General features: G+C 54.8%; 19 protein-coding genes. 7 read left to right on the top strand and 12 right to left on the bottom strand.

From position 1 onward, the window contains the following. Window positions 1–70 precede the first annotated feature (70 nt). The 3 genes from WKI47_RS16115 to WKI47_RS16105 all read right to left on the bottom strand — a co-directional run bounded on the left by WKI47_RS16115 (window position 71) and on the right by WKI47_RS16105 (window position 2366). The gene (locus WKI47_RS16115) at window positions 71–739 is read right to left on the bottom strand and encodes a copper amine oxidase N-terminal domain-containing protein (protein ID WP_340228186.1); all 669 of its coding nucleotides are present in this window, start codon (window positions 737–739) and stop codon (window positions 71–73) included. Between the two features lie 154 nt (window positions 740–893). Then, window positions 894–2102 (bottom strand): DUF418 domain-containing protein, encoded by a 1209-nt coding sequence (locus tag WKI47_RS16110; protein ID WP_340228185.1) that lies wholly within the window; start codon window positions 2100–2102, stop codon window positions 894–896. Window positions 2103–2237: 135 nt separating this feature from the next. Next, complete coding sequence (locus WKI47_RS16105; RefSeq protein WP_340228184.1) at window positions 2238–2366, bottom strand: hypothetical protein; 129 nt, start codon at window positions 2364–2366, stop codon at window positions 2238–2240. Here WKI47_RS16105 and WKI47_RS16100 point away from each other — a divergent pair. Continuing rightward, a complete protein-coding gene (locus tag WKI47_RS16100) occupies window positions 2365–2532 on the top strand; it encodes a hypothetical protein (RefSeq protein WP_340228183.1) in 168 nt (55 codons plus the stop codon). The genes WKI47_RS16105 and WKI47_RS16100 overlap by 2 nt on opposite strands. 64 nt (window positions 2533–2596) lie before the next feature. Here WKI47_RS16100 and WKI47_RS16095 read toward each other — a convergent pair whose 3' ends face one another. The 4 genes from WKI47_RS16095 to WKI47_RS16080 all read right to left on the bottom strand — a co-directional run bounded on the left by WKI47_RS16095 (window position 2597) and on the right by WKI47_RS16080 (window position 6774). Continuing rightward, window positions 2597–3019, bottom strand: a complete 423-nt coding sequence (locus WKI47_RS16095; protein ID WP_340228182.1) for a MaoC family dehydratase — start codon at window positions 3017–3019, stop codon at window positions 2597–2599. A 228-nt stretch (window positions 3020–3247) separates the two neighbouring features. After that, a complete protein-coding gene (locus tag WKI47_RS16090) occupies window positions 3248–4678 on the bottom strand; it encodes an NAD-dependent succinate-semialdehyde dehydrogenase (protein ID WP_340228181.1) in 1431 nt (476 codons plus the stop codon). A 135-nt stretch (window positions 4679–4813) separates the two neighbouring features. Next, complete coding sequence (locus tag WKI47_RS16085) at window positions 4814–5986, bottom strand: saccharopine dehydrogenase NADP-binding domain-containing protein (RefSeq protein ID WP_340228180.1); 1173 nt, start codon at window positions 5984–5986, stop codon at window positions 4814–4816. Next, window positions 5983–6774, bottom strand: a complete 792-nt coding sequence (locus WKI47_RS16080; protein WP_340228179.1) for a class I SAM-dependent methyltransferase — start codon at window positions 6772–6774, stop codon at window positions 5983–5985. The genes WKI47_RS16085 and WKI47_RS16080 overlap by 4 nt, the downstream gene beginning before the upstream one ends. Before the next feature lie 235 nt (window positions 6775–7009). On the opposite strand from WKI47_RS16080, the gene WKI47_RS16075 reads away from it, so the two are divergent. After that, entirely contained in the window at window positions 7010–8098 is a 1089-nt protein-coding gene (locus WKI47_RS16075) for a helix-turn-helix transcriptional regulator (protein ID WP_340228178.1), read from the top strand. 676 nt (window positions 8099–8774) lie between these two features. On the opposite strand, the gene WKI47_RS16070 is transcribed toward WKI47_RS16075, so the two are convergent. The 4 genes from WKI47_RS16070 to WKI47_RS16055 all read right to left on the bottom strand — a co-directional run bounded on the left by WKI47_RS16070 (window position 8775) and on the right by WKI47_RS16055 (window position 14831). After that, the gene (locus tag WKI47_RS16070; protein WP_340228177.1) at window positions 8775–9953 is read right to left on the bottom strand and encodes an acetoin utilization protein AcuC; all 1179 of its coding nucleotides are present in this window, start codon (window positions 9951–9953) and stop codon (window positions 8775–8777) included. Between the two features lie 70 nt (window positions 9954–10023). Next, on the bottom strand, window positions 10024–10656 hold the full coding sequence (locus WKI47_RS16065) for a GNAT family N-acetyltransferase (protein ID WP_340228176.1): 633 nt from the start codon (window positions 10654–10656) through the stop codon (window positions 10024–10026). A 277-nt stretch (window positions 10657–10933) separates the two neighbouring features. Beyond that, the gene (locus WKI47_RS16060; RefSeq protein ID WP_340228175.1) at window positions 10934–12442 is read right to left on the bottom strand and encodes an extracellular solute-binding protein; all 1509 of its coding nucleotides are present in this window, start codon (window positions 12440–12442) and stop codon (window positions 10934–10936) included. A 109-nt stretch (window positions 12443–12551) separates the two neighbouring features. Further along, window positions 12552–14831 (bottom strand): helix-turn-helix domain-containing protein, encoded by a 2280-nt coding sequence (locus WKI47_RS16055; protein WP_340228174.1) that lies wholly within the window; start codon window positions 14829–14831, stop codon window positions 12552–12554. A gap of 412 nt (window positions 14832–15243) precedes the next feature. On the opposite strand from WKI47_RS16055, the gene WKI47_RS16050 reads away from it, so the two are divergent. Further along, the gene (locus tag WKI47_RS16050) at window positions 15244–16170 is read left to right on the top strand and encodes an ABC transporter permease (RefSeq protein ID WP_340228173.1); all 927 of its coding nucleotides are present in this window, start codon (window positions 15244–15246) and stop codon (window positions 16168–16170) included. 32 nt (window positions 16171–16202) lie between these two features. Next, window positions 16203–17081, top strand: coding sequence for a carbohydrate ABC transporter permease (locus WKI47_RS16045; protein ID WP_340228172.1), 879 nt, complete (start codon window positions 16203–16205; stop codon window positions 17079–17081). Window positions 17082–17273: 192 nt separating this feature from the next. Here the strand turns inward: WKI47_RS16045 and WKI47_RS16040 are convergent, their stop codons facing one another. Further along, entirely contained in the window at window positions 17274–18638 is a 1365-nt protein-coding gene (locus WKI47_RS16040; protein WP_340228171.1) for an alpha-L-fucosidase, read from the bottom strand. Window positions 18639–18888: 250 nt separating this feature from the next. Between WKI47_RS16040 and acsA the strand changes: the two genes are divergently transcribed. The 3 genes from acsA (at window position 18889) to WKI47_RS16025 (ending at window position 22584) form a co-directional block, all read left to right on the top strand. Further along, window positions 18889–20661: an acetate--CoA ligase gene (acsA, locus tag WKI47_RS16035; protein WP_340228170.1), complete on the top strand. Its 1773-nt coding sequence runs from the start codon at window positions 18889–18891 to the stop codon at window positions 20659–20661. 255 nt (window positions 20662–20916) lie between these two features. Continuing rightward, window positions 20917–21513: a hypothetical protein gene (locus WKI47_RS16030; RefSeq protein ID WP_340228169.1), complete on the top strand. Its 597-nt coding sequence runs from the start codon at window positions 20917–20919 to the stop codon at window positions 21511–21513. An 18-nt stretch (window positions 21514–21531) separates the two neighbouring features. Beyond that, on the top strand, window positions 21532–22584 hold the full coding sequence (locus tag WKI47_RS16025) for a hypothetical protein (RefSeq protein ID WP_340228168.1): 1053 nt from the start codon (window positions 21532–21534) through the stop codon (window positions 22582–22584). Window positions 22585–22634 lie beyond the last annotated feature (50 nt).

The following is a 22634-nucleotide window of genomic DNA, read 5'->3' as shown; positions in this document are numbered from 1 at the left end:
GCATCGGAGGCATAATCCTGTCCGGTGCGCTTTTTATGTCCATCTGATATTTACTCTCTATTCGAACGGATCAGCTTCCCGAGATGAGCAGCGTTCGGGTATTTTCATTCCAACTGACCGACAAACCCAACACGTCGCTTAACGTCTGAACAGAAAGCCACACGCGGGAATTTTCAAGCGTGGCCGCGATATCGAGAGAAACCGTTTGTCCCGCAGATACAGCCGTTTCTTTTCCGACCGTAATCGAGCTTGTGGTTCCGTTGCGTACGAGTGTCAAAGTCTTGGTTGAGTTGTCCCAATCTGTTTCTGCGTTCAGCCGTTCAAGCAGCCCGTATACCGGCACGGACACCCGATCGCTTTGAACAACAGGTTGTACATCCGAGAATACGACGTCGCTGCCTTCATATTGAACATGAACAGCGGTCGAAGTCTGAGTGCCCGTTGCTGAGGACTTGTCGCTCTCCGGAAGTTCCGTAACCGTCAGCCCCAACTGCTCTTCCAGGTTGACCAAACGATTGAGCGCGAAGGTCATCATGGAACCGGAAGCCATCATGCCCGTTCCGCCGAATTCGCCGGATGGCAGCTCCATGTCGGAACCGCCGGAATCCTCGGATGCCGAGTACGCAATGTTTTGCTGGAATTCCTCATACGTGTAAAAGGCTGTCGGGTCCGCTTCCACGTAAGGTCCGATTAACGTTGCCAATTCGCCTACGCGGTCCTGCAAGTAAACCTGAATCATCAGATTTGCGCGTTAAAAAAGCCGTTCCGACCGAATCTTTCGATTAGGCAGAACGACTTGGATCGATTATGGCCTTGCACATTCGAACCGATACTTTAACGGCGTCCGATCAGGCCAAGCACATACAATCCGTATTCCTGCTGATCCATGAGTACTATTCCCCTGTCGTCAAAGGTATCTTTTTCTTAAAAGGCGGAAGCTCCATGTTCGTACCGGCTCTCCACAACCATTCGAACGGACCGTACAGAAAACGGCGAAGCCAAAAATGGCTGACGACCATCTGCACGGCGAAAAAAGCGATCCCGATCGGAACGACGGCCGCCATAGGCAGACTGCCGATCAGGCCGAGCGAAGCAAACACGCCCTCGCCCGGCTCTTTGAAGAGCGTGACGAATACAAGCGACTGCATTAAATAATTCGTAAAGGCCATGCGCCCGACAGCCCGGAACGGTTCCAGCAATCGTGCGGTGCGGGAGCCTTCGCGCCCAGCCCATCCGATAATCAGCAGCACCGCGCCGATCGTCACCGCAAAACAAGCTACCGGATGCAGCGTCGTGATCCAGTTGTTGTTCCATTCGCTGCCGTACAGATATTTGCCTGTCCAGCCGAGCAGCAGAAGTGTCGCGCCGAGCGAAGATGCCAAAATCGGATGCTTGGGCAATCTCGTAAACAGCCCGCTGCGATACGCATACATACCGAACAGGAAGAAAGTCAAATGTTCAACCGCCAACACTAACTCGCCGAACCCGGTAGACAAGTAGCGGCTGGAGAAAAAAGCTTCCTGATCCGGAATCAGCGCTAAGCCGTTATAAAGCCAGGAAGCCGGCGATACTGTCTGGAGCGCGGAAGAAAGCCCTTCTCCCATTACCGTTTGAATCTCGTACGCCGTAACAAGGAACAACACAACTCCCGACAGCAGCAAAAGAGGCTTCGGCATCCACAGGAACAGCATCAGCATGAAACCGTCCAGCGCATACATAAATAAAATGTCGCCGTTCCATATCGCAAATACATGCAGCGAGCCGAACAGCAGCAGCATGAGCATTCGGCGCAGCAGCATCGGATACGGCCTGCGGCCTTTGCGAACGGCGGCGTCGAAGATGAGCATCATGCTGATCCCGAACATAAACGAGAACAACGGGCGGGCGCTGTTGCCGAATAACACATCAATCGCTTTCCACAAAAAGTTGCCTATCGCGTCGCCTTCATTGAGCGAAGCGCCGGTCAAATGCGATAAATTGCACATGAAAATAGCGAACAAAGCAATGCCGCGAAGCTGGTCCAGCACGTCGATCCGTCCGCCCGGCGTCCCTGCCGCGGCTTTCAAACGAAGATCGGGTGCCGTCGAAGGCGTCTTCATCATTATATCAGACCTTTCCCTGTCAAAGACCGCCGAGCAGTCCATGGGTGATATCGAATTACTTTTCCCATTGTAGATGCGGCAAGCCAGCGACTCCTCCTTCGAAAAATACAATTGGATGACAAGTTTGTTACACTCTCAGCGATACCCCAGCGACGAGATCAAAGCCGAAATCGTTTGCGGTTCTTCGACGGCCCCGTTTTCCAACCATTGATTAATGACGCCCAAAATGATGGCGAACGTCCACCTGAAGATGGAACGCGACATGATGCCGTTGGATCTTCAAGCGTTCAATCGGTTTCATCACGGCGGAAAAGTGCGCGAGCAGGATATTCAATCGTTGCGGGAATCGCTCGCGGACGGTTTGCGCGCCGGACGTCGAATGACCGCGTTAAAAAAGCTGCTCGAACGAACGGTTACCCGAACCGTTTAGACTTCGCGGGCGCCCGGACGCAGTCGGATTCTTTCGCCGTGAACGTTGCGGATTCGGCAAAAAATCACTTATCGATAAGCGCCGACAGTTCCCCGCTGAACACCTTTTCGTTTTTGGCGTTGTATGTCGACAAAAGCACCGTAACGATCCCGCTGCGGCGCTTTTCCTCCAACGCGATCACTTCCGCTTCCACGCGAAGTTCGTCGCCGGGATACACGGGCTTGATAAAGCGTATATCGTTCATCCCCGTTCCGGCGACGACTTCTTCCCCGTAAGCTCCCGTTTCGACCCACAGCTTGAAAGACACCGCCATGGTCTGGATACCGGAAGCGATAATGCCGCGGAATCTTCCGGCCGTCGCTTTCTGTTCGTCCAGGTGCATATACTGCGGATCGTACACGGCAGCGAATTCCGTGATACTTTCCAGGGTCAGCGTGAGCGAACCTGTTTTAAACACATGTCCGAGCGTAAATTCTTCAAATTTCATCCCCAACGACCTCCGCTTTCAAGTTAAAAAGTAGCGTTGCGGTCGGGTCGTCCGTACAACGAAAAAGCCGCTCCTCTAAAGGAAACGGCTTTTTTTCGGTGATTCCGCTCGCCGCCGCATATCCTCTATCCTACGCGCGAAAAGATCAAGTCCACAAGTCCGGGGCAAATCTGCGGCAAGCGCGCGAATCCGGCGAGACTTGTCCGGCGCAACCGCAAACGGCTTCGATCACAGTCCCAACGAAATATATTTCACTTCCAGATACTCTTCGATGCCGTAATGCCCGCCTTCGCGGCCCAGCCCGCTTTCTTTGAAACCGCCGAACGGAGCCTGCGCGGTCGACGGCAGCGGATCGTTCAAGCCGACGATTCCGAACTCAAGCCGCTCGGCGATCCGTACCGCTTCGCCGATCTGCTCGGTGAACACGTAAGCGGCCAGTCCGTACGGACTGTTGTTGGCCCGTTCGACCGCTTCGTCGATCGTGCGGAACGTCGTGACCGGAGCAAGCGGACCGAACGTTTCTTCGTTCATGCAGACCATATCGTCCGTCACGCCCGCAAGCAGCGTAGGCTGCACGAAATGACCGTCGCCCGAATCCGTCACGCGCCCGCCTCCGACCTCCACGCGCGCTCCTTTGGAGCGGGCATCTTCGATCTGCGCCAGCACTTTATCCACGGCTGCGGCGTTGATCAACGGACCGATATCCGTTTCCCCGTCCAGACCGTTGCCGACTTTAAGCTCCGCTACTTTGCCCGCAGCAAGCTCGACGAATCGATCCGCTACGCTCTCGTGCACGTAGATCCGATTCGTACAGACGCAGGTCTGGCCGCCATTGCGGAATTTGGAAGACATCATGCCATCCACCGCTTTATCGAGGTTGGCGTGTTCGGTCACGATGAACGGCGCATGGCCGCCCAGTTCCAGCGACAGCTTTTTCATATTGTCGGCGGCGCCTTTCATCAGTTCTTTGCCTACGCGGGTCGATCCGGTAAAAGACAGCTTGCGCACGCGCGGGTCCTGCTGCCAAACGCCTCCGATCTCGCCGGGAACGCCCGTGACGATATTGATGACGCCTGCCGGAATGCCGGCTTCTTGCGCCAGCTCGGCCAGACGCAATGCCGTAAACGGCGTTTCTTCCGAAGGCTTGATTACGACCGTGCAGCCTGCCGCCAACGCCGGGGCTGCTTTGCGCGTGATCATCGAAGCCGGAAAATTCCACGGGGTAATAAGCGCGGCTACGCCGACAGGCTGCTTGGTCACCCAGATTCGTTTGTTCGGCGACGACGCGGGGATCGTTTCTCCGTACACCCGTTTGGCTTCTTCGGCGTACCATTGGATAAAGCTATTGGCATAATCAATCTCGCCTGCGGCTTCTTTCAGCGGCTTGCCCTGCTCCAGCGTCATGATTTCGGCAAGTTCTTCCCGATGTTCCGCGATCAAAGCATGCCACTTGAGCAATAAGGCGCTGCGCTCGATTGCCGCCAATGCCGACCAGGCCGAAAAAGCTTCATAAGCCGCATCGACTGCCGCTTTGGCATCTTTTTCCGTCGCTTGGGCAATCCGGCCGATCTGCTCTCCGGTCGCAGGATTGCGCACTTCGATATGTTCGTTCGTGTCTGTCCACGAGCTTCCGATTAATAATTTCCCTTGCTTGTTCATCGATCATCCGTCCCTTCGCTCTTACTAAAAAGGCTTGCCAACAAAAATAGGGTCCGGCAGGCTTCTGCCGAACCCCTTCCCTATTAGTATACCCCAACGAAGGAAAGAACCTACTGCGTTGCCCGCTCTTCGCCGTTAAACGCCACGCCGGGTCGGCAATCTTACCGGTCCTTCAGCCAAAACTTCCGGCACTTCGAACAACAAATCGACTTCCAACTCCGATGCCGACTGTGTTCGGACAGCCGCCCAAACGGCGTCCGCGTCCAGCAATTGTTCCAAATGCAAAACGCCTCTCAGCTCTGGGCGGTTAACCAGCATTTCAGCGGTATGAGCCGCCACGCGGGCCGTCATATCCGACTGGCGAATCCCGCGAATCGTGCAGCCCGCTTCGGCCGGACGGCCGTTGCTGCGACCGTAAGCCACCACGCGAACCGCGAACTGCTCGCTTCCCGCATGCAAAGCTCCCGCCAGCTTAACCGATAGAGTGCGCAGCGGCGACCAACGCAGCAAACGAAAAATGCCCAGGCGACGCAACCCGGCAGCAACGCGCGCAATGCCGTTCACGTCAAAACCAAGCCGCGTCGACACATCCGATACGTCCAGCGTTCCGGGCAGCGTCCGCTGATCCGAAAACGGAAAACGATACACTCTTTTGCGGCCAAGCCCGCCTCCGAAATTTGCCGTGATCCCGTCTGTCATCGAACGAACTTTCCGCAGCCGATCCGTCTCCGCGACTTCGAAATCCGCTCCCATAGAATCGATGGTCCATTCGACCGCCGCTTTGCCATGATGCTCGCCAAGCCCCAGCATCAACGAAATCTCGATTTTGTCCGTCTCGTCCAACGCGGCTGCCGCTTTGGCGGCAAGAAGATTCGTCAGACCCGGCGCCAGCCCCACGCTCAGAACCGCAGCGGCCTGCGGCTCGGGCACGTCCACTCTTCCGGCTTTTAGCAAAAAATCGACTTTGGCCGTGATATCCATATAATGCGTGCCTTCTTGCAAACACTGCTCGATCAGGCCCGGTTCGTCCTGATCGAGACACATGACGATTAACGCGATCGAGGACAGGTCCCTTTTGGGCGCATCCGAGCCTACCGCCCATTGCATAGGCTTTACGCGGCCGCCGGTTTCGTCAGAGAAACGCTGCGCCGACTGCAAACTGCGCCCGGCCGCATAGACGCGCCCAGGGAATATTTTTGCCAGTTGCATCGAGATGGTCCTGCCGACGCTTCCGTATCCGCCGATCACCACGATATCCGTTTTTCCGGATGCTAAAGCTGCGCGATTGCGCTGTTGAACTTGATTCATGCTTCTCCCTCCTCCTGCTTGAATGCCAACCATCCGTCAATCAGAAATGCTCCAAAATACCGCTCCGTATGCCGAAACCCGCATTCCTCCAGCAGTTGTTCGACTACCGAAGACGGAATCGGATCGGATTGAGGACCCAGCGAAGTCACAAAACGCAGCCAGTCTTCTTCCGTAATGCCTTGGCTCAACATATGCGTCCGCCAAGCTTCCATCATGATCGGATACGTAGGCGAATCGAAATCCGCATTCAGCGAAGCAAACAGAAAAGGGGCTCCGGGCTTCAACCGATCTGCGATGGCTTTTAAATGCTTCTTTTTCGCTTCGATTCCTCGAACAAAATGCAGAACGAGCATACACACGGCCGCATCGTAGTCCGGAGTGTCCAGAGATGCAACGCGTTCTTTTTCATTTTCGGCATATCGTTCGTTCCGGTCTGTCAGCTCTCCAAGCACCAGCTTCGTACGTGCCGCTACGCTGCTTCCCTCGATTCGCAACCGCGCCCGCTCCAGCATCACGGAAGAAGGGTCGACTCCCGTAAAATTCCATCCCGGTTCGGCAAGACCGAACGTCTCCAACTCCTGACCGCCGCCTGCGCCTGCGATCAATAGATGCGCTTGGCGACCTTTGCCCTGATGCGCGGGGTCGAGAGCGGCTCCGAGCAGCTTGACGCCTATTTCATATAAATTCGCATAGCCGGGAATTTTGGCTGCAATGGTCTGCGGGTAACGCGAAGCATGGGGATGGTTCCAATTCATTTCCGTTATCTTTTTCTGTTCATTCGGTGTCATCTTGCGTCCTCCTTCAAGCCCGATCAAGACTCTCTATTCAGGGCCGGGCTGCATATCTGCGTTGCGTTTCTCCTTATGCCGCATTTCTTTTGCAAGCTTCCAAACGGCAAGCATTGAAAAAGCCCCAATGAATAACGGATAATAAAGTTAGCAGCTCCGATCTCTTTTTCTATTATTTCGAAAGTCGGATGCGATGCCCATCCCAGAAATCAGGGGAATTGCAAGGAGGAAGGGTATGGAACAGCAAATCAGCCGCTTATCAGGCAAGCTGCACCGGGTTGCGGACAAGTTCCCTTCCCCGCGCGCTTATCGCAGCGCCTGCCTGTCGCTTTTGGTCGGAGTTGTGCCTTTTGACGGCGCTTGCTTCACCGGAGTGGACGGGCACACCGGACTCAGTACCGGCTCTGTCACCGATGACGTCGTAGAGGCGATCCATCCTCGCCTGTTCGACTACGAATACCGCGGCGAAGATATGAATCGCTACGATGCTTTGGCCGAAGCGGAAATACCTGCCGCTTCATTGGTTCTCGCTTGCGGCGGGCAGCCCGAGATCAGCACCCGCTACCGCGAGATTTTGTCCCCCGCCGGATTCGGGGACGAACTGCGCGCCGTTCTCGCCGCGCGCGGGCGGCGCTGCGGGCAACTGTCGCTGCTCCGCAAACAAGATCGTCCTCCGTTCACTGCGGAGGACGTACGCCTTGTGGCGGCGCTGCTGCCGCAGATGGCCGCTTATCTGCGGCAAGCCTCGTTTTCCGAAGAAGATCCGGAAAACGAGGCGCAGCAGCCGCTACCGCTGCCGCACGAATCAGGCGTATTCGTGCTGGCGGACGATTTGCGGCTGCTGGCCGCGAATCCCTCGGCCGATAGCTGGCTCGCCGTGCTGCGCGCCGCCGAGCAGATCGAACCGGACGTCACGCCGCGTCCGGTCCGCGCGGTCTGCACCCGCGCCCTGTCGCCGTCGTCGCAGGACGGCGACAACGCCAACGGCACCGCACGGGTCTGCGTCCCCGTGCCCGGCGGCGTCTACATCGGCATCCGCGCCAGCCGGATGCGAAGCGCCGACGGCGAAACGCAGCTCGCCGTCACCGTCGAGCGCGCACGGCCCGCCGACATTTTGCCGGTCCTGGCCGAAAGCTTCGGCCTGACCGAGCGCGAGCGCGAGGTCGTGGACCGGATCGTGCAAGGCCTATCCGGCAAAGAAGCCGCGCTATCGCTGCATATGTCGGAGTATACGCTGCAAGACCACTTGAAATCCGTGTTCCGCAAAACGGGAACCAAAAGCCGGCGCGAGTTGGTCTGGCGGCTGTACTCCAGATTCAGCTAGGCCGTGTACGCAAACTCAGGCGACGTGCATCTTTTACTGCCTTTTCGCCCTCTACTGCGTCACTTTTCCTTGACGTGCCCCGGCACGCCTGCGAAAAAGTTCCTTGCCGAGAACGAAAATTCAGCAAAATCTGCTTCCGGCGGAGTTTGCGTACACGCCCTAGTACTCTGTACCAAGTGAAGGTAAGGTTACGCCTTGAGGTTTTCCTTGCCCATGCTCGGCGAATACGCATAACGAAAAGCTCTGCCGTCTCGCGAGTTCGCGAACATCGGCAGAGCTTTTTTCTGCATATCGTTTTGTTTGCTTACTTCTATCGGCTATTCGAACTTTTAGCCGAGCCTCGATTGTTGACTTTTCATCCACTTTTTCACGATTTAGCCGTCCGATTTTCGAAAATCTTGATGAAAAGTCAACAAATTTCGTTTTCCCCGCTGATTTCGGAGCTTTTTTCGAATAATTACTTACAAAACATCAACATTTTAGAAAAAAAGAAAAAATCGAGTATGGTTTTTTGACTTTTTGCACACATTTCCGCACGGTATCCTCGGATACCGCGACAAGCTTCGTATCTTTCCCCGAAAATCCTGTCTGCACCCTTTATTCGTATCTATATTTAAATCTTTATCTTGAAGTTCTATTCTATCTTGCTTGAATTTTTATCTTGCCGCTCGCTTATTTACCGCAAATACATCGAAGCCAGCTCCGCCGTACGGCGATTGGCCATTTCGATCTCCGTTCTTCTCGGCATCGGCGCCCATTCCGACGTATCGTCCAGCCACGTCTCCGGCAACTCTTCCGGACTTTCCGTTCCCCAACGCTCAAGCCATTCTTCCGGCAATCGCATATGCGGGTCGGCATCGATCTTATTGAGCAGAGGATGCCCGCTCATCTCCATCCACAACAGCGCCCAAGCCCTCGGCACGACGCGCCAAATATCGTACCCGCCGCCGCCCAGCGCCACCCAGCGTCCGTCGCAATGCGTATGCGCGGCCTCGTGCAGCATTTTCGGCATTTCCCGGTAAATCTTCATCGAACAATGCACGTGCGCGAGCGGATCGAGCGCATGCGCGTCGCATCCATGCTGACTGATGATGATATCCGGCTTGGCTTTATGCAGCACGTCGTCCAGCACGTTCCCGAAGCATTCCAGCCAGGAATCATCTTCCGTATACGGCTCCATCGGCAGATTGATCGTGCAACCAAACCCTTCACCTTCGCCCCGCTGCTCCACCAATCCCGTACCGGGAAACAAATATTTGCCCGTTTCGTGAATCGAATACGTATACACATTCGGATCGCTGTAAAAAGACATCTCTACCCCGTCGCCGTGATGTACGTCCGTATCCACGTACAGCACCTTCGCTCCGTATTTTTTTCGAATAAACGAAATGGCGATCGACGCGTCATTGTATACGCAAAATCCCGAACCCCGCTGCGGCATCGCGTGATGAAGACCTCCTGCCAAATTAATGGCGTGACGCGCTTTCCCCTCCATAACAAGTTTCGCCGCTTCTACCGTCGCCGCCGCAATGACCTCGGCGCTTTGGTGCATACCGGGGAAAAACGGCGTGTCTTCCGTATCCAATCCATACTTTTGCGCTTCGCCGATTGTTCGCCCATCCGGTCGCAAAGCGCTCAATGCTTTGACGCTTTCGATATATTCCTGCACATGTACGGCATGCAGCAGCGATTCGTCCAGATGTTTGACCGACACGATTGCAGACTTGTTCGGAAAAGCGTTCGCCGACCGCAGCAAATCGCGTGTCAACGTGATCCGGTGTTGGTCGAACGGATGGTCTTTGTCGAACACATAATTCAAAAAATGCGGATGAAACATATACACGGCATCCTGCATGCTGCGGCTCCTTTCTGTGTGCGAGATTCAACCCTGCGTCGCTTCTGCCGATTTTTTCCGCCGCGCTTATTCAATACATAAATCGCTGCCGGAAGCGCAACCGATCGAATGCCTCCACGGACGATTGCGGGACTTTTTTGCCTACCCGAACCATCAGGCAGTTAGCCGGATGGCTGCAAATCTCGGGATCGTCGGTGGCGAACCAGACCATATCGACGTTTTTCATCAGATCCTCCATCATTTTGCGGTAGTCCCAGACGCTGAGGCCCGTGCTGTCCAGATCCCAGTGCCAATAATACTCCGTGGTAAACACGATTGCGTTATCGAGCTGACCGCCGCGAAACGCGATGTCCAGCAGCTTTTTGCTGATGCCCCGGCTTCTGTAATCGTTTGCAACTTCGATCGCGCCCAACTCGACCAGATCGTCCATGTTCCCTTCCGACCATAGCTCGTACTCGTCGGGATAATGGAACGTGACATAGCCGACCACGGTCTCGTTTTCCAACGCCGCGATGATTCGCCCTTCCGGCAGCTCGGCGATTTCGACAAGCGCTTCGTGCTGCTCGCTTGGGCGGCGAAACGCGTCGAGCTGCGGATGCAGCGCCAGCTTGCGCAATTGATCGGACGGCATCGGCCCTTGAATGACCAGCTTTTTTTCGCCTTCGCCTATTGTTTCTTCGTGAAACATTTTGATATGCTCCATGCGGCCTCCTTTTCCCGGAACGGCACGTATTTGAAAAAGGCGGCCGCAAAACGATGAAACGACGCTTACGCCCGGACGGTCCGCTTCTCCTTCGTTTATCATAGCGGTTTTATGCGGTGAACACCATCTTTCGGAAGTGCAAAAGCGAATATAAACAGGCAGCGGCTTCGAACAGAAATCTGCCCGAAGCCGCTGCCGCGCTGCCAACCTAAGCGATACATCCGTTATTCGACGAAAGGCTGAAATTTCCCCCACGCAGCAGATCGCCATTCTTGCGCTACTGTGCCGCCCGCCAAGCATCGAACTGCTTTTTATACTCGTCCACGACCGTATCCAGTCCTGCCGCTTTCATGTTCTGAATCGCGCTTGCAAAGCCGCTCTCGTAAGGCACGACCCCGTACATCAACGGCAAAATGCTCGTTTGCAGCTCGGCCACGCTGTTAGCGTACGCGCTCGCCACCGGAGTCGGGTCGAAGCTGAAGCCGATCGTGACGCTGTTGATCGCATCGTCGGCCACCGTCGTCCGGCGCTCCAGGCGGCCCGGGTCGATCGTCGACGCGTAACGGTTCATTTCGACGTTGCCGAGCAACCAGGTGGACAGCTCGTATTTCGGTCCGCCCGCGTCGGTAAAGGCCAATGTTTCTTTTTTGTTTTTGCCTTCGTCTTTCCAATGCGTTCCTTCGATTCCGCTTTGCACCAGGTCGAAGTTTTCCTGACTGGAGAACACCCAATTCAGGAATTGCACGCCCGCTTCCGGGTTCGGAGACGTGGCCGATACGCCGTTGGAGTTGCGGATCGCGTACGAACGGAATTTTTGCTGCTCGTTCAGGAAATAGATATTCACTTCCGCGCCCGGGAAAGTTTCCCGAATTTTATCGTCGATCCCCACGTCGCCCGGACGATATAAATAACGGCCTGCCAATTCTTCTTTGTTGAGCACCTCGCTCGGCGTCGTCAACACGTCTTTGAGAATCAGGTCGCGGGAATAAGCTTCGTTCATGTATTCAACGTCTTTTTTGAACTCGTCGGTCTCCAGCCACGACTTTACGTTCCCTTGCTGATCGACGTAGATCAGGTTGTCGATGACCGCGAACGGGTACGTGTCGTACGTCGTATGCAGGAACGTCGCCGGTTCGCCGAGCAGCTTGATATAGACGTTTTTGTTGTCCTGCGGCCAGTTTTTTTGAAAAGTCTCGGCGATGTTCAGCAGGTCTTCCGGCGATGCCGGCGCGTCCAGATTGTTCTTTTCCAGCAGATCGGTACGCAGCGTCACCATACCGTCATTGAACGCCGTATCGAGCCAGAAGTTGGGGATATACGTGATTTCGCCATTGATCTTGGCCGAGTCCCAGATCCAGTCGGGCATCGACGCTTTCAACTCCGGTCCGTACTCGTCGAGCAGCTTGTCGATCGGCAGCAGCGCTCCGTTGCCGGCCAACACATTCGGACCTTTGATATCGTGCATGATTGTAATCAGCTCGAATTCTTCGCCGGTCGACATCATCAGATTGGTTTTCTGATCCCAGGCATCGCCCGGAATATACGTCGGCTGATAATCCAGATTCAGACCGTCCGCTTCGAGCTTTTCATTGATCGCTTTGACGACCGTATCGAGATCTTCCGGCGCGTTGCCGGGCAACAAATAACGGACCGGCAGCTTGCCGGACGATCCTCCGCTTCCTCCACCCGCGTTCGAACCTTCGCCGCCGCCCGAACAACCGGCCAGCATACCGAGCGCCAAGATCGACGCCAGTCCCATTTTCGCTTTCCGCTTCCATGTCTTCATTTCGGTTATCCCCTCTCGATCTGAATAGATGCGTCGTCCCAAGCGTAACCGGAGGGGTGTGCGCGAATATACTGCAATAATGAGGAAAACCCGGATTTGAACAGTGCGATCAGGCTTTGAGCCGTCCCAACTGCATTTGGCTGCGATACTGGGCCGGTGACTGTTGATTGTATTTTTTGAACAGGGTATAGAAATAGGTCGTATTGAAAATCCCCACCTGCTCGCTGATACTTTGAACCGGTTCGTCGGTTTGCAGCAGCAGCTCTTTGGCCCGCTCCAACCTTACCGCATTCAGATAATCGTTGAACGACGACTCGCAGTGCGCTTTGAACAGCTTGCCGACGTAGCTTCGGGACAGCTTCACCTCGCCGGCTACCAGCTCAAGCGACAGATCGGGCCGGGCGTAATGGGTTTCGACATAAGTTTGAATATAATCGACGATCTCCGCATGCCGTTCGTCTCCGTCGGTATCCGCGTCGCTGGACAATTTTCCGGCCAAGCCTTTGAGCGCTTCCTTGAATTCGTGCAGCGTCTCGAACGAAGACATCCGGCGGGTAAAGTTCAAAAACAGATTGTTGATTTCCTGATTTTCGGAGCGTGGGACGCGAAGCTGCTTATACAAGCTGCTGACGAATTGATTCATATAAAATAACGCTTCGTGATAATCCCCTGTCGATATTTCTTCGGCCCACAGCTCGATTTCCCGATTGATCCGCGTACGCTGCCGCAGCCGGATCGCGTCGATCACCGATTTTTCCTGCCTGGACGGATACGCCAACTCGTGCTCGCTTGTATCGCAAGACGTTGAACAATCGAAAAGATTTCCCTGGCCTTCGAAAAAACGACGCTGAACGCCGGACTGCGCTTGTTCGAACGACTGCTGCAATTCTTCGTGAGATTGCGCAACCGTCCCGATACAGACCGTCACGGATAAATTCAGCGCATGGTCCAATCCATGCTGAAGCTCGCGGAACAGCGAGTCGAGCGGGATCAGGTCTCTCGGCTCCGCGCCTCCTTCCGGGGTCGGTATGATCAGCGCGATCAGACCTTCTTCGATGACCGCCGCACGGACCCGGTAACCGCCGAACAGCTCGGTCGTCGTACGCAAAATCGCTTCGTGCGCGAAAGCCCGCGTCGGCGCGTCTACCTTCGTCCGAAACTCGTCCAATCCGTCAATCAACAGTGCGACCGTCATATACGCGGTTCCGGGGCAGCTTTGCGCAAACCGTTCGAACGTGCCCGAATCGCCGCTTTTCAACAACTCAAGCACTTCCGTTTCCTGCCTTCGGGCTGCGACGCTTTCGAGCGAAGACAGCTTTTCGGTCATCTCGGAATAAGAAGCGTTCAGCAATTCGAATTCGTTGATCCGGCGCGCAGACTGCTTATGCCGCTGCATGCCCGATATTTTTTCCAACACGCCGCGGATCGGATTATAGGCATAATGAGTCAACCGGGCCGACAACAGCAAACTCGCGACGAAAATGGCCAACGCAAGTCCCATCGACGACCAGCGCAGCGTACTCATATTGAACAGCAGATTGCGATACTCGCTGTGACTGACGAATACCCAATCCAGATCGGCCGACTTGACGTAAGTGATCACGTTTTTGCGACCGTCGATCTCGTCCATGAAATAGCCGCTCTCTCCGGGTTCTTGCAAAATGCGTTCGATGTAAGGCGTGGAAGACCGATTCTCCATAAATCTCGACGAATCGGAATGGGTCAGGATCACGCCTTTGGCATTCATGACGAATAGCGAATCCGCCGCATCGTTTTTGTAACCGCCGATCAGCTTCTGAATATAGTCCGTATCCATATTGATGACCATGGCGCCTTGAGCGGGCAGCAACGCGTAATAGCTGGGCAGCAGCACAAAGGTCAGCACGTTGCTTTCTTTGGAGCTGCCGGGATTCAGGATGCGCCGCGGAAACAGTTGGAAGTAGCTTTTGTTTTTGGAACTGATCTGCGTAAGCAAAAATTGCTCTTGCTCCAGCGTGGCCCCTTTGGTGTCGAGATACGTTTCGGTTAAGCCGTTGTAAATGCCGATCGATTCGATAAAAGGATAGGTGGTCTGCATATTGCGCAGCACCCGCGAAGCGTGATACTGCTTGATCCGGTCATTTTCACGATCAAATAAAGAAGCCACGATGGTCTTGTCGTTCAGCATCAATCCGCCGAAATTGTACACCTGGTCTTTGATCACGTTCGAGACCACGCTGCTTTGCTTGAGCATGGATTCGGAAATTTTACCGACTTCGCGGGCCGTGCTCCAGGAAAATAGCGCATAGAGCACCGCCGTTACCAGTGCAATGACGAGAGCGGTCAGCAGGACAAAACTGAAGAACATGTTGCGATATACCGTATACCTTAGCAGTCCGTTTTTTAACATCGCTATTCCCTCCAGTTCCGAATCCGTCTGTATGAATGTTCGTTTATATGTCGTGAATTGTGACTAGATAACGCTTACATGCGAAGCTTTGAAGTTATTCTCATTATAAAGAAGCCGAAAAAGATCGCAATAGCGAACACTTCGGCTTCAAATCGCGAATTATCTGTCATCAACCTCTCTCAAGAACTATAGAACCCTTGTTGCATAAGGCTTGCCGCTTTACCCCTTCCATGTATGCAAATCCTCCGAATGAACGCCAAATTAAAGTTTTTCGCCATATTCGAAGTCCGAAATCGCTATTCGATTCGCCGTCGCGCCATTTTCGAAGTTTACCGCTCTCGATTCTGCTGCTTAGACTGGAGTGGAGTAACGGCAGACTTTTCCCACGAAACGAAAGGGTGTGGCTTTTGCGATGAAAAACAAAAAAGGCTCCATGCTGCGCGAACTGAAACAAAACGGCTACGCTTATTTGCTGGTCATTCCCGCGGCCGTCTACACGCTGATTTTCGGTTATTTCACGCTTCCGTACATGCTGATCGCGTTTCAACGCTTCAACTTCAAAACCGGCATTTTCAATTCGCCGTGGATCGGTCTCGACAATTTCGAATTCTTTTTCTCTTCGCCCAGAGCCTGGGAAGTCACGTTCAATACGCTCAAGCTGAACGTGCTGTTTATCGTCGTCGGCACGGTCGCCGCGATGGCGCTTGCCATTTTGTTCAACGAGCTGCGCAGCAAATTGTTTTCGCGGCTGACGCAATCGACGATCCTGTTTCCGCATTTTCTGTCCTGGGTCATCGTCAGCTACATTCTGTACAGCCTGCTGTCGACCGATTACGGCATCGTTAACCAAGTGCTGGCGAAGCTGAACCTGAATCCGGTCAACTGGTACGCGTCGCCGCAATATTGGACGAGCATCCTGGTCATCACCGCCGTCTGGAAAGACATCGGCATGAATCTGGTCATCTATCTCGCCGCGATCACCGGAATCGACGATACGTACTACGAAGCCGGACGGATCGACGGCGCCACGCGCTGGCAGTTGATCCGCCATATCACCATTCCGCTGATGATGCCAACGATCATGATCTTGTCCCTGCTCGCGCTCGGCAAAATCATGTACGGCAGCTTCGATATGATCTACGCGATTATCAAAGACAACGGCTTGCTGTATCCGACGGTCGACGTTATCGACACGTACGTGTTCCGCTCGCTGCGCACCATCGGCAATCCGGCGCAAGCGATGGCGGTCGGGCTGTACCAATCCGTCGTCGGCTTCATTCTCGTTTGGGGCAGCAACCGGATCGTGCGCAAAATCAACCCGGACCATGCGCTCTTTTAGAATCTTGATTATCCAAAAGGAGGTCTCCGTCCATGAACATCAACCGATCCCGATTGTTCGATATCGCCAACGCGGCGTTGATCGGCTTCGTCTCGCTGCTGTGCCTGGTGCCGATGCTGCTTGTGCTGATGGTGTCGTTCACCTCGGAAGCCAGTATCCAGCAACACGGGTATCAACTGCTGCCGTCCGAATTTTCGCTTGACGCGTATAAGCTGCTGCTCGGCACTTCCCCGCTGTACCGTAGCTATCTGGTTTCGCTATTCGTAACGATTGTCGGAACGTTGATCGCGGTGCTGATCACCGGTATGGCTGGGTACACGCTCGCCGCCAAGCATATCCGGTACCGCAACGGTCTGGCGATGTTCTTTTTTATCACGATGGTCTTCAATACCGGTCTTGTGCCGTGGTATCTGATCAATCTGGAGTTGGGGCTGCGCAACAATATCTGGGCGCTGATCGTCCCTTCGCTCATTTTCAACCCGTTCAATCTGTTTCTCGTCCGCAACTATATGTCGCAGATTCCGGGTTCGCTGATCGAAGCGGCCAAAATCGACGGCGCGAACGATATGTTTATCGCGTTCCGGATATACTTCCCGCTTTGCATGCCGGTGCTTGCCACGATCACGCTGTTTTACGGCATCGGCTACTGGAACAACTGGTTCAACGCGATCATGCTGGTCGACAATCAGAATCTGTATCCGTTGCAATATTTGTTGTTCAAGCTCAATTCGGAAATCAATATGATCCAGCAGATGCAAAGCTCCGGCGTAATCGTCAGCGATGCCGTTCTGCCGCAGGAATCGGTGAAAATGGCGACCGCGATCCTGACGATCGGGCCGGTGATCTTTTTCTATCCGTTTCTTCAGCGGTACTTTATCAAAGGACTGCTGATCGGGTCGTTGAAAGAGTAGGCGGGTTTGGGTAAAAGAAAACGTCCGGCAAGTCGGATCTCGACTGTCGGACGTTTTTTGGGTTGTTTGTTGCTGCGGAAAGTTGCGTCGGTGTCTGCTGCGGATATTTGGAAATTGACTGGCTCAACGATGAGTTGCCGCAACCGGCGCCCGGCACTGGCCCGCAATTAACAGCTACGTTCAAGCCCGCGCTCACCGCTCCGCTCCGTCTGCATACACCGACGTCCCCCGTTTCCGCGCCCATTCCGCCACTCGCGCAGGATCGCCTTCCCACAGCCGTTGGCGTCCCCAATCGTTCGCTTCCGGGCGGCTTGCGCATTCCACGCGAATGACCGGGAACAGCCGGGTCGGCGCTTCGACGGGAAGCCCTCGCATGATCAACTCGTCCTCCGTCTGCTCGAATTCCAGCTTTTGCCCCGTGGTCAGCAGCGTGACTCCGGTAACCGGAGTGACCAAATCCTGAAGCCGCATCTCCGGTCGACCGTCCCAAAAGCGGATAATCAGATACAGATTATTGCCGCTGATCGTCTGCCTCCCCCGCGTGACGAATTCCGTCAACGAGCCGCCGTCCGATCCATATACGGCTTCGCCGTGCACCTCCAGCCAGCGCCCGATCTCCAAAGCCCGTTCCACGAACTGAGGCGGAAGCTGGCCGTCGGCGGTCGGGCCGCAGTTGAGCAGCAGATTGCCGCCGTGCTCGCCGCCTTTTTCCGCGCATTCGCACAGCAGATCCAGCAGCGTATCCGTAGGCCGCCAGCGCTCGCCGATCACATGACTCCATAGACGCCATGTGCTGACCTGACAAGACTCCCACAGACGCGTACGATCCACCTCGACCAGATGTTCCGGCGTGCCGAAATCCCCCAGCGTATCCGAGTCTCCTGCTCCCGCTCCTCCGTCGGCCCGGTATCCTTGACGTTCCATGGAGTAACCGAGACGGTTATTGATCAAAATATTGGGCTGAAGCCGCCGCATCTCTTCTACCAATTCCACGCTGCGCAGATCGTCCGCATTACGCGGCCATACGCCGTCGAAAAAGAAATGGTCGATCTGTCCGTAATTGGAGAGCAACTCGCGAACCTGGTTATGCAAATAGTCGCGCACCTGCTCCCAGCCTTGCGGGTCTTTGCCGGGACCGTCGAAATACGCGGGCAGCCGCCAGTCGATCCATGAATAATACAGCCCGATCCGCAGCCCGGCTTTGCGGAACGCGTCGACGTATTCGCGCACAAAGTCTCTGCGCGGGGCTTGTTTGGCGCTGGAATAGTCCGTATACGCGCTATCCCATAGACAATAGCCATCATGATGCCGCGTCGTCAGGCAAGCGTATTTGAAACCCGCTTTTTTGGCCGTGTCCGCCCATAACTCGGGATCGAAATGAGCCGGATTCCAGCTTGCGGCCGCTTGCGCGTATTCCCGCTGATCCAGATGCTCGCGAAACAACACCTGCTCGCCCCGCCCATACTGCGTATAAGGACCCCAATGAAGAAACAGCCCATAGCGGCTTTCCGTAAACCATTTCCAACGGTCCGGTACCGTAAATCCTTGCATTGTCATCTTCTTTTCCCTCCCGTAATCGATAACTGCTTGTTGCTTACGGGCATTGTAGCATCGAACACACACAGCACCGGTTTCACTTTTGGACAGTTCTTGTTTTTAAAGCCTTTCTTTTCAACCGTCTCGCGGTCAAAAGAAGAAAACGAGTAACAGATGTGCTATACTACAGAAAATTGTAAGCGCTATATCTGTAAAACGCATAACGATGCAGCTTAAGTAAGCAACTTCATTTACGCGACAGGAGGCTCTTATGGAAAAAAACACGGTAGAAATCATCGGTGTCGAGGTGCAGGAATCGAACTTGGGCGACTACGAAGAGGCTCGTCTCGCATTTGATTGGATGGATGAAGAAAAAAACTTCAGTTGGCACGAAACCGGACAGCTGAATTTGGCTTACGAAGCGATCGATCGGCACGCGGCATCGGGCCTGGGCGACAAAATCGCGCTGCTGTACAGCGATCCCGAGCGCGACGAGTCGTATACGTTCGAGCAGATGCGGCAGGAATCGAACCGGGCGGCGAATATGTTGCGCAGTCTCGGAATCGGCAAAGGCGACCGCGTATTCATCTTTATGCCGCGCACGCCGGAACTGTATTTCACGCTGCTCGGCATCGTCAAGATCGGCGCGATCGCGGGTCCGCTGTTCGAAGCGTTTATGGAAACGGCGGTGCGCGACCGGCTGCAAGACAGCGGCGCGGTCGCGATCGTCACGACGCCCAAGCTAGCCGAACGGGTTCCCGCGCATGAATTGCCGGAGCTGAAACACGTGATTTTGGTGGATGCTTCCCGGCCTGTCGAACAAGAAGCGGCCGGTACGGATTCGCCGGACAGCCTGCTGCCGGAAGATTCGCCGTTCGCCGATTTCCATGCTTTGATGCGCGAAGCTTCCACGGAAGCGGAGATCGAATGGGTCGACCGCGAAGACGGATTGATCCTGCATTACACGTCCGGTTCGACCGGCAAGCCGAAAGGCGTGTACCATGTTCACGGCGCGATGGTGCAGCAGGCGTATACCGGACGGATCGTGCTCGATCTGCGCCCGGAAGATGTCTACTGGTGCACGGCCGATCCCGGCTGGGTTACGGGCACGTCATACGGTATTTTCGCGCCCTGGCTGAACGGCGTCACGAATGTGATACGCGGCGGCCGCTTCAGTCCCCAGGACTGGTACGAGACGATTCAGCGCAACAAAGTTACCGTCTGGTACAGCGCGCCGACGGCGTTCCGTATGCTGATGGGCGCGGGCGACGAAGCGGTCAAAGAATACGATCTGTCTTCGCTGAGGCATGTGCTGAGCGTCGGCGAACCGCTGAACCCGGAAGTCATTCGCTGGGGACACCGAGTGTACGAGCGGCGTATCCACGACACGTGGTGGATGACCGAGACGGGCGCGCAATTGATTTGCAACTATCCGTCGTTGGAGCTTCGTCCCGGTTCGATGGGCAAACCGATTCCCGGCGTCGAAGCCGCGATCGTGGACGATCAGGGGAATATCCTGCCGCCGCTGCGGATGGGCAATCTGGCGATCCGTACGCCGTGGCCGTCCATGATGCGCAAAATCTGGAACAACCCGGCCAAATACGAAGAGTACGTACGTATTCCCGGTTGGTACATCTCAGGCGATTCTGCTTATATGGACGAAGACGGCTATTTCTGGTTCCAGGGCCGGATCGACGACGTCATCAACACGTCCGGCGAGCGGGTCGGTCCGTTCGAGGTGGAGAGCAAACTGGTCGAGCATCCCGCCGTCGCCGAAGCAGGCGTGATCGGCAAGCCCGATCCCGTGCGGGGCGAAGTGATCAAAGCGTTTATTTCGCTGCGCGAAGGCTATGAAGCGACGGACGAATTGAAAGCGGAGATTACCAAATTCGTCAAAGAAGGCTTGTCCGCCCATGCCGCTCCGCGCGAGATCGAATTCAAAGACAAGCTGCCCAAAACGCGAAGCGGCAAGATCATGCGGCGCGTGCTGAAAGCCTGGGAGTTGAAACTGCCGGCGGGCGATTTATCCACGATCGAAGATTGAGCGAAGAAAATTCGGCAAGATTCAAGATCATGCAAAGCAGTCTGAACCGATTGTTTGACGATGTGCAGCCGAACTTTGAAAGCCTGTTCCGTTTAGACGGATACAGGCTTTTTTTCTGCGTTTTGAAGTTCGAACGGCCAAGCCGCCCAGTTTCCAAAGTGTAAAATTTTTTCATTTCTAACTTTCGATGTTTCTATAAAAAACCCCATGTTTATTAAAGCATTAAAATACATAGTTTCCGGGAGGAATGTCCAATTGAATACTCGCAGGAAAAAGACGCTGATCGCCTTGGTTTCGGCTGTTTTGACCGTACCGCTGTATGTCGCGCCGCTGCCGTTTTCTTTTTCCGGTTACACCGTTTTTGCCGCCGTCAACGAGTCTCCGGCTCCATCCGACGATCCTTTGCGGGCGAAGCTGCTGTACGAAATTTCCGTATTCAAGGAAGCGGCCGAGATGATGACGCCTTCCGCGTTGCACGGCAATTTGCCCGATTTGTTCGAGCAAACCTACAAAAACCGGATCGTCGCCGAAACGACGGCGATTGCGCAAAACCCGGGCTCCACGCCCAAACAATTGCAAAAAGCGCTTGACTACGTCGATTTTTCTTTGCATGATTTTTTCGATAAAGGCGATCCTTATACCGGGTACATCCTGATCAAAATGTCCGGTTACTTCAATCTGCATTTTCCGAGAAGCGACGAACCGGGCGGATATTCCGACGAAAAAGTGCAAGCGCTGGTACAGAAACTGGATAATTTACGCGAACGGTTGGACGCCGGCGAAGACGAATTTACCGTGTACCGGACATTTATCGAAACGCTGCTCGACTTTTACGCCCATCCCAACGTTTGATAAAAGGAGGAATCCGCGTTGATTCTGTTCGATCGCAAACCGAACGTCAAGTTCGCGCTGGCTTTTCTGGCGATGCTGCTGTTTTTGGGTTCGCTGCCTGTTTCCGCCCAGGAAACGGGCACGTCCGTATCGGCGATCCGTCCGCCTTCGGGGATCGGGCTTCAGGATGCGAACCGCGTACGCCTGCTGCAAGAAGCGCGGGCTATGTATCAGCTCAACGAAGCCCAAGCTTCTTCTTACGAATACGGTCAATATTACGACAAATTCAAAAAAATCAGCCTGGACGCTTTTGCCGTCGCTTTCGACCCCGCTTCCTCTTCCGCCGACCTGGCCGCCGCTTTGCAGCCGTTCGATACGTATCCGCCTTATGATTTGTTCGCTGGCGATAACAACGTTTTTGTCGACGGCATCCTGTTCGAAAAAGAACTTCAACTGCATCTGTACACCGAGTTCGGCAGCGAACCGGGTCTATGGACGGAAGCCAACGGCGAACAATGGATAAACGAAATCGCGACCGTTCGCGACCGCCTGTATCCGCTGATTTCTTGGGATTATTGGAAACCGGAAGTGTGGCCGATCTTTTGGGAGTTCCTGAAGAAAGAGGCTTCTTTCGAAGATCTGCGCAACGGACGGTCGGATATTTTCGCGCAAACGTTCCAGTATCGCGCGGACGTGCTGAACCGGCTAGCCGACGGACGTCTTGCGCCGCAGCAAACCGCCTCGTTCGACACGGCCGTCCAGGAACTGACGCGCTTGCTCGCCGTTTCCGCACAGCCGCAGCCGATCGCCGACGCGTTTGCGCAGGTCAAAACGGCCTATGAAACGCTGCCGCAAGGCGGCAATCCCGCTTCCGCGCTCGCCGCCGATATCGAAGCCGCGCGTCTATTGCTGAATCTGCCCAAAGGCATCCGTTCCGGGCAGTACCCCGCTTCCGCTTTCGGCACGCTGCGCCGGGCGATCAACGAAGCCCAGCGCGCGTTGGAAAAAGGCTCCTCGGCCGCGCAGTTCGTGCAAGCGCAAACCAAATTGGCCGCGGCCGTAGCGGATTTTCGCAGCAAAAAGAAACCTTGACGTTCGTCGGAACTTTTTACGCGCGTGTTTCCTATCTATGAAAAAAGCTG

The organism is Saccharibacillus sacchari (assembly GCF_037722395.1).
GTDB classification, from domain to species: domain Bacteria; phylum Bacillota; class Bacilli; order Paenibacillales; family Paenibacillaceae; genus Saccharibacillus; species Saccharibacillus sacchari_A.
The sequence above is the reverse complement of the archived record's forward strand: the minus strand, read 5'-3'. Positions and strand labels throughout refer to the sequence as shown.